This is a genomic window from Rhizobacter sp. (assembly GCF_046595475.1).
Classification (GTDB): Bacteria; Pseudomonadota; Gammaproteobacteria; order Burkholderiales; family Burkholderiaceae_C; genus Rhizobacter.
On sequence record NZ_JBKJOQ010000055.1, the window covers coordinates 1 to 6,723 of the forward strand.

Genomic DNA, 6,723 nt, shown 5'->3' on the forward strand with positions numbered 1-6,723 from the left:
GCCTTTTGGAGTGGCGGCAAGGATAGCGCCAGCGCGCAAGGCGCTGACCTCTTGAGCTCTACAAAATTCGAGCCGCCACGCTGCGTTCGGGCTGAGCTTGTCGAAGCCAGCGTGCACCCAGTCGCAGGCACTTCGACGAGCTCAGTGCGAACGGAAAGTGCTCAGCCGTTCCATTTGGCTCCGTTCGCGCTGAGGTATCGAAGGGCAGCGCAGTGCGCCGCGGCCTTCGCTCACCCTTCGGGTCGGCGCTCCTCGGCTTCGCGGCGGCGCGCCTGGAGCTCGATCTCGCGCAGTCGCGCGTCGATCACCGAGGCTTCGATGAAGTCGGTGTTGCGGGTGCTGCGCGCGAGCTTTTGCCCGGCCCGCAAACGGTCAACACCGCCGATCAGGTCGCCTATCGCGATGCGCGACTCGGCCTCGGCGCGCAGGCCCCTCAGGCCCTGGCCCAGCTGCTGCCACTCGCGCCCCAGTTGCGACCACACGGTGGCGTCGTTCGGGTGCAGCGCGGTCCAGGTCTGCATCTCTTCGGCGCTGCGCTGCTGGGCGGGTGCATCCAGCGCCATCGCCACCTGCGCCGACAGCAACATGGCCGCCCGCGACGAGATCACCCCGTCGACCTTGGCATAGGGCTTGAGCACCTCGGCGGCACGCGCGGCCTCACCACGCTCGAGGAGCGACTGCGCTTGCAGGAACACCACCTCGCGCTCGGCCTGCGCATCGCTGCGCGGGCTGCCGCGCACGATGCCCAAGGCCAGCTGCAGCGCGGTGTCGGCACGCGCCCAATCGCGCAGCAAGGTAGACGCGAGGGCACTCGCGCAGGCTGCCATCAACTTCTCAGACACGCTGGCCGTGGCCGGCGCGTCTAGCGCCTGCCAGCGACGCAAGGCGTCAACGCGCGCGTCCATCATCACCTTGGCACGCGCCTGCGCCGCGGTGTGGGCCAGCACGCTGGCCGGCCGCAGCGGCGCGGCCGTGCCCAGGCGGGCGCGGGCTTCGCCTATGCGCTCGGCGTTGAGCGGGTGGGTGCGCAGGTAGGGGAAGCCGCCGCTGTCATTCAGGCGCGACGACTGGTCGAGCTTCTCGAACATGGCGGCCATGCCGCCTGGCGCGAAGCCCGCCTTGGTCAGCACGCCAAAGCCGATGCGGTCGGCCTCGCGCTCCATGTCCCGCGAGAAGTTGAGCTGGCCTTGCACCGCCACCGCCTGGCTGCCGGTGAAGATGGCGTTGGCGCCGTCGACCCGGTTGCTGCGGCTTGCGGCAATCATGCCGAGGATCATGCCGGCCAGCCCGATCAGCGACTGGCGCGCACTGTTGGCCATGCCGCGCGCAATGTGGCGCTGCGTGACGTGTGTGAGCTCGTGCGCGAGCACCGAGGCCAGCTCGTCGCGCGTGGCGGTCATGGCGATCAAGCCCAGGTGCACGCCCACGTAGCCCCCCGGCAGCGCAAAGGCGTTGACCGTGCGGTCGCGCACCAGAAACGGCTCCCAGGCGAAGCGCTGGTCGAGGTCGGGTGCAATATCGCCGCGCTCGCGCGCCGCGGCGACCAGCGGCTGCCAGATCGACTGCAGGTATTCGAGCAGCACCGGGTCGTCGAGGTAGTCGGGGTCGCGGCGGATGTCGCGCATGATCTGCTCGCCCAGGCGGCGCTCGCTGCCCACACTCAAATCATCTGAGGTCGCCTCGCCCAAAGCAGGCAATCGGTCTTGCGCCATGGCCGGCGGCACAAAAACCGAGCTTGCCAGCAAGCTCATGGCGCACACGCTGGCCAGAAAGCGCTTGGCGCGAGAGAGTCGAATGGGGGTGTTCAAGGTGGGGCTTAGGCTCAGTGGCGTTGGAGCGGGCCCATGGCCGAAGGTTCAGCCTGCCGCACCGCGTGCGTCGCTATGATGCCAGCGCCACATTGCCCGCTTGTTTCCCGACCATGTCAACGTCTGCACCATCGCCCGCCACACCGCTCACGCATTTCGACGCGCAGGGCCAGGCCCACATGGTCGACGTGTCGGCCAAGCAAGAGACGCACCGCGTGGCGATTGCCAGCGGCGTGATCCGCATGCTGCCGGCCACCTTGGCGCTGATACGGGCCGGCAATGCGAAAAAGGGCGACGTGATCGGCGTGGCGCGCGTGGCGGCCATCCAGGCCAGCAAGCGCACGGCAGAGTTGATACCGCTGTGCCACCCTTTGCCCATCACGCGCGTAGCGGTGTCCTTCGAGATCGACGAAGCCGCCAGCCTGGTGCGCTGCATTGCGCAGGTCGAGACGCTGGGGCGCACGGGCGTCGAGATGGAGGCATTGACGGCCGTGCAAGTCGGCCTGCTCACGGTCTACGACATGTGCAAGGCCGCCGATCGCGGCATGGTGATGGGCGAGATTCGTGTGCTGGAAAAGCACGGAGGCAAGTCGGGCGACTGGATGGCTTCGCCCTGATCCATCAGCGCAGCTTGAAATCTTCGTAAGTGAAGTGACGCGTCGATGGCGTGCACTGGAAGGGCTTGGGTTCACCGGCGGCGAAGGGTTTGTCGCACATGGCGAAGAATTCAACCGAGTCGGGGTTGCGAAACTCGCGCAATCTTTCAGTGAGGTAGCGCGCCCTTTCCACGTCGCCCTTCTCAGCGTAGGCCTTGGCCCAGGCCATCATCAGGCGCGTGTCGAGCAGCAGATGCGGGGCCCGCCGGAATACCTTCATGATCGTTGAAGGATGCTCGGCCGTGGTGGCCGCGGCGTAGTCGGCGTGGTGGGCGAAGAACCAGCTGTGCTGACCCTGTGCGATGCGGTAGGAAAGCGGCATGTCTTCGTCGGCCGAGAAAATGGCCGCCACGCGCATGTAATCAAGCACCGACAGGCCCGTGCAAGCCATCAACGCGAGCGCAGCCCCGACCAAGGTGCGGCGCAGCCAAGGCGGCGCGGGTTCCGTCGATTCGCCGGTGCCGGGCGTGCCCGCGTGGCCCAGGCAAATGCCGAAGGCAAACGCCGTCGGCAACAGGAAGTAGGCATACCACAGCGGGTACTCCAGCATGCTGTGCACCACCATCATCAGCACCATCACAAACGCAGTGCGGGCGGTGAGATGGGCGGCCGGCGCTGATGAGCGGCAAGCCGTGAACGCCTTCCACAAGGCCCATGCCAGCAAGGCCAGAACCACGGTGCCGAGGGGAATACCCAGCTCCACCAGGAACTGCAGCGGCAGGTTATGCGTGTGATCGAAAAACGCCACCGGCCGCCCCGGGAAGGGCGTGAGCGTCCAGGCAAAGTTGAACTCGCCCCAGCCAACGCCGAACCAGGGGTTTTGCTTGATCAGCTCCCAGGTGTTGGCCCAGATGCCGAAACGCGAGCTGGAGAGGTCGGAGCGATTGAGCTGCGTGCCACCGGCAAAAGCCTGCGCACCCGCCTGCGCCCACTCGTTCATGCCCAGCCAGCACAGCGCGTAAAACAGGGGCGCCAGCCAAAGCAGCACGCGTGAAAAGCGCGACAGACGCTTGTCGACCACACCCCACAAGGCCAACAGCAGCACACACACGGCGCCGGTGCGCGAGACAGTGAGCACATCACCGAAGAGCAGCAGCGCCATCAGCACCGCGGTGGTCGCGCGTGCCGTTTTCAGCTGCGGCAGCTCGCGCCTCTCGGCCAAGGTTTCATGCAGCCACACCAACGACGCCATGGCCCACAAGAGCAGGCTGCTCAGGTGGTTGGCCTGGCGCAGGTTGCCGCCAGCGCGGCCGGGGGTTGAAGTGCGCGCGATCCAGTCGCCGTCCGCCCAATCGGGCAGGAACACCTGGATCAGCGCCAGGGCCACACTCACGCCCCCCGCCAACACCGTGGCTACACAAATGGCCTGGAAGGCGGCTCGCCCCCCCTCACCCCGAATCGAGACCGCGCCCACAGCCGCAGCCAGTGCCGCCATCGCAAGCAAACCCAATGTGGAGAAGGCCAAGCTCGCGGGCAATCGCTGGAACAGAAGCGACCCGACGGTCGCAACGGCCAGAAGCGCCAACGCGAGCTGCAGCGGCGCGAGCCGGCGCCACGCCTTTCGGGGCACAGAAACCACGCCCCATGACGTGAGCGCCAGAAACGCCGCCCAGCCCAACAGGGCGGCAACCTGGTTGAAAAACGTGGCGGACGGGGAGAGATTGCGCGCCAGCCAGGCCGGGCCGCAGATCGCAAGGCAAGCCAACGCCAGCGAACTAAATTGGAGCTGCAATCTGGAGAAATGCGCGCTTGGGGTTTCGCCTTCGGTAGGGTGCATCTGCAAATTGTCGCCGGTGTGAAGCGGGAAGAAGGGCGGCCCGGCCCCGTGAAGAGCAGGTCTGTGCTGCCGTCAACGCCACTTAAGTAATGAGGTGCAAGGCCTTCGCGCCGCGGTGAACGGCATCCGCGACCAAGCGCCGGTCAAAGGTGGCCAAGCGCCCCTTGCGAGCCACAGCCAAGGCAAGCAAATAGGTGTCTGTCACCTGGGCAGACGTCAGCAGTCTTGTGGCATCAACCTTCGAGCCGTCCAGAAGGCTCAGCTCGTCGGGCCAGAACGTATGGCCCGGCAACGCCACAAGCGCGCACATGAGATCACGTACCGCTGCGGGCGTCCCCGGCGAATTGGGGTAGCGGGCTTGCCCAACGATTCGCAGGACACCGTTCTCCGTCAGAGGGCAAGTGGCCCAGGCCTGTTTGCCTTCAACAGCAAACCACTCATGCGCCGTGTCGTGCTGAACGTGCCCGGGGTCGATCAACGCGATCAGCACATTCACGTCGAGCAAGAAGGTCATGCGGCTCACTCATCCCGCAACTGGTTCACGAGGTCGAGCGTGACCGGGGGGGCGCCAGGCGTCTGCGCAAGTAGCGGGATGCCATTGCGAACTCTTTCTCTTGCGCGCTTCACTTGCGCTGGCCGAAGGGCTTGCCGGGCCAGCGCAGACACCACCTCGCCCACGGTCTTGTTCTGACGCGCCGCCAAGCCCTTGGCGGCAGCGAGCACGTCATCGTCTATGGAAAGGGTCGTACGCATGTGTAGCCTCTGGCGAAAACTCGGCAAACATCACGCATCATACATCTGGTCAAGGAGGCCCAGAGGCCATCACGCGGGGTGGGTTGAGGACCTGCTGGCGCGCCTCTTCGGCGCCAATCAATCGGCTTACACGAGACACCGACAAGCCCATCACCCGCGCCATCTCCGTCATCCGCAAGCCCGAGCGCGTGTAGGCGCTCCACAGCGCCTGCTCGCGTGTGGGGCACTCCTTCAACCACTGATCCAGGCTGCGCTTGATGCGCCGCTGCTCGGTGCGCTGCGCGCGCGGCACATCGACCGCCTGCGCCCGGGACGGCTCGGCCAGGGCCAGCATGCGGGCCACGAAATCATCGTCGCCCAAAAAGATTTGCTGGCGCAGCGCCGAATCCCACAAAGCCTCGTCGCGGCCTGCCGCCACCAGGCTGGCGTAGCGTGCCGCAGCGCGTCGGCGGTCTGCTGGCTCTTGGCTTCTCGCCCCAGCAAGTAGCCATGCAACCCGGCGGTATCAAGCCAGGGCGGCGGCAGCGTGTCGTCCACATGGGCGAGGTAGCTTGACCAGGGCCACTCGCCCGGCGCCGCCACCATCTGCGCACGCACCGGGTGGGCGTGCCAACTCCGATCGATAGGATCGCGCTTCGGCACAAAGGCCTGGCCGCCATCCGGCTAAAACGAGGCGTCGCAGCCCTTGGCGCGGTACTTCTCATCAACGCCGCGCACTGCACACGTCCAGCCCCCGCTCGGGTCACGCTGCCACCGCAGAATACCCGGCCCAGTGGCCAGGATTGCTGCGGCTCCACCGCCAAACGTGGACGTCACATTAACCAAGCCCCCGGGCATGGTCGCAATGGGGTAACCGGTGCCAGCAGGCGCGGGCGTAGCGTCAGGGCCAACCGCAGCACCAATGGCTGGATCCAGAAGCGAAGAGGCCGTCGCCTGGAGGTTGCAGTCCGTGGCACCTTGAGCGCCTCCGGTCGCGATATTCGAGAAAAAGGCGCCCGTTCGCCCTTCAAGCACACACGTTTCTGCAACCGCCTTGAGGCTGCTCGCTTCGTACATCACGCGAGAAACCTGGGATTTGGCCACGTAAGTCTGGTACTGCGGGATCGCAATCGCTGCAAGGATGCCAATGATCGCGACAACGATCATCAACTCGATCAAGGTGAAGCCTCGGGCTGCTCGCATACGCCACCTGTGACGGTTGGTTGTTAGAAAAAAGCCCCGCCAAGGCGGGGCTCTGGGGATCGTCGTCTAGACCTGAAGATCAGGTGTCACAGCCCTTGGCGCGGTACTTTGCATCCAGACCAGCACTAGGTATGCAAGTCCAAGTGCCGTTCACGTCACGGCTCCAAGTCAGCGTCTGTGTAGCAAGAACGCCTGCGGCACCATTGCCAAAAGTGGCCAGAATCGTCGAGACGCCAGCTGGGGCAAGGGTCACGAACGCGTAGCCTGTGCCAGCAGGAGGGGCGGCGGGCAGAAGCTGAACCACCCCGTTCATGAGAGACGACGGCGTGGCTTGCAGATTGCAATCCGTAGCGGTCATCGCGGTACCGGCAGGAACGGACGAATTGGCGACGGTGCGGCCCTCAAGCAGGCATGTTTCCACCGCCGTCTTAAGATTGCCAGCTTCGCCCATGACACGCGCCACTTGGGACTTCGCAACATAGGTCTGGTACTGCGGCAGCGCGATGGCGGCCAAGATGCCGATGATCGCGACAACGATCATCAGTTC

General features: G+C 65.7%; 8 protein-coding genes. 1 reads left to right on the plus strand and 7 read right to left on the minus strand.

All coding sequences use genetic code 11. The features are described from left to right. Positions 1 to 230: 230 nt before the first annotated feature. The gene (locus AC30QB_RS10320; RefSeq protein ID WP_489546125.1) at positions 231 to 1,808 is read right to left on the minus strand and encodes a M48 family metalloprotease; all 1,578 of its coding nucleotides are present in this window, start codon (positions 1,806 to 1,808) and stop codon (positions 231 to 233) included. A gap of 113 nt (positions 1,809 to 1,921) precedes the next feature. Between AC30QB_RS10320 and moaC the strand changes: the two genes are divergently transcribed. After that, a complete protein-coding gene (moaC, locus tag AC30QB_RS10325; RefSeq protein ID WP_489546126.1) occupies positions 1,922 to 2,425 on the plus strand; it encodes a cyclic pyranopterin monophosphate synthase MoaC in 504 nt (167 codons plus the stop codon). A 4-nt stretch (positions 2,426 to 2,429) separates the two neighbouring features. Here moaC and AC30QB_RS10330 read toward each other — a convergent pair whose 3' ends face one another. The 6 genes from AC30QB_RS10330 to AC30QB_RS10355 form a co-directional block, all read right to left on the minus strand. After that, entirely contained in the window at positions 2,430 to 4,241 is a 1,812-nt protein-coding gene (locus AC30QB_RS10330) for a PglL family O-oligosaccharyltransferase (protein ID WP_489546127.1), read from the minus strand. A gap of 82 nt (positions 4,242 to 4,323) precedes the next feature. Continuing rightward, positions 4,324 to 4,755, minus strand: a complete 432-nt coding sequence (locus AC30QB_RS10335; protein ID WP_489546128.1) for a TA system VapC family ribonuclease toxin — start codon at positions 4,753 to 4,755, stop codon at positions 4,324 to 4,326. A 5-nt stretch (positions 4,756 to 4,760) separates the two neighbouring features. Next, the gene (locus AC30QB_RS10340) at positions 4,761 to 4,994 is read right to left on the minus strand and encodes a CopG family transcriptional regulator (protein WP_489546129.1); all 234 of its coding nucleotides are present in this window, start codon (positions 4,992 to 4,994) and stop codon (positions 4,761 to 4,763) included. A 49-nt stretch (positions 4,995 to 5,043) separates the two neighbouring features. Then, positions 5,044 to 5,412 carry a hypothetical protein gene (locus AC30QB_RS10345; RefSeq protein ID WP_489546130.1) on the minus strand — a complete coding sequence of 123 codons (369 nt, stop codon included), beginning with the start codon at positions 5,410 to 5,412 and terminating at the stop codon, positions 5,044 to 5,046. A gap of 245 nt (positions 5,413 to 5,657) precedes the next feature. Beyond that, the gene (locus tag AC30QB_RS10350) at positions 5,658 to 6,176 is read right to left on the minus strand and encodes a pilin (RefSeq protein ID WP_489546131.1); all 519 of its coding nucleotides are present in this window, start codon (positions 6,174 to 6,176) and stop codon (positions 5,658 to 5,660) included. Positions 6,177 to 6,255: 79 nt separating this feature from the next. Then, positions 6,256 to 6,723, minus strand: a 468-nt coding sequence (locus AC30QB_RS10355) for a pilin (protein WP_489546132.1), incomplete at its 5' end; no start/stop codon positions are given.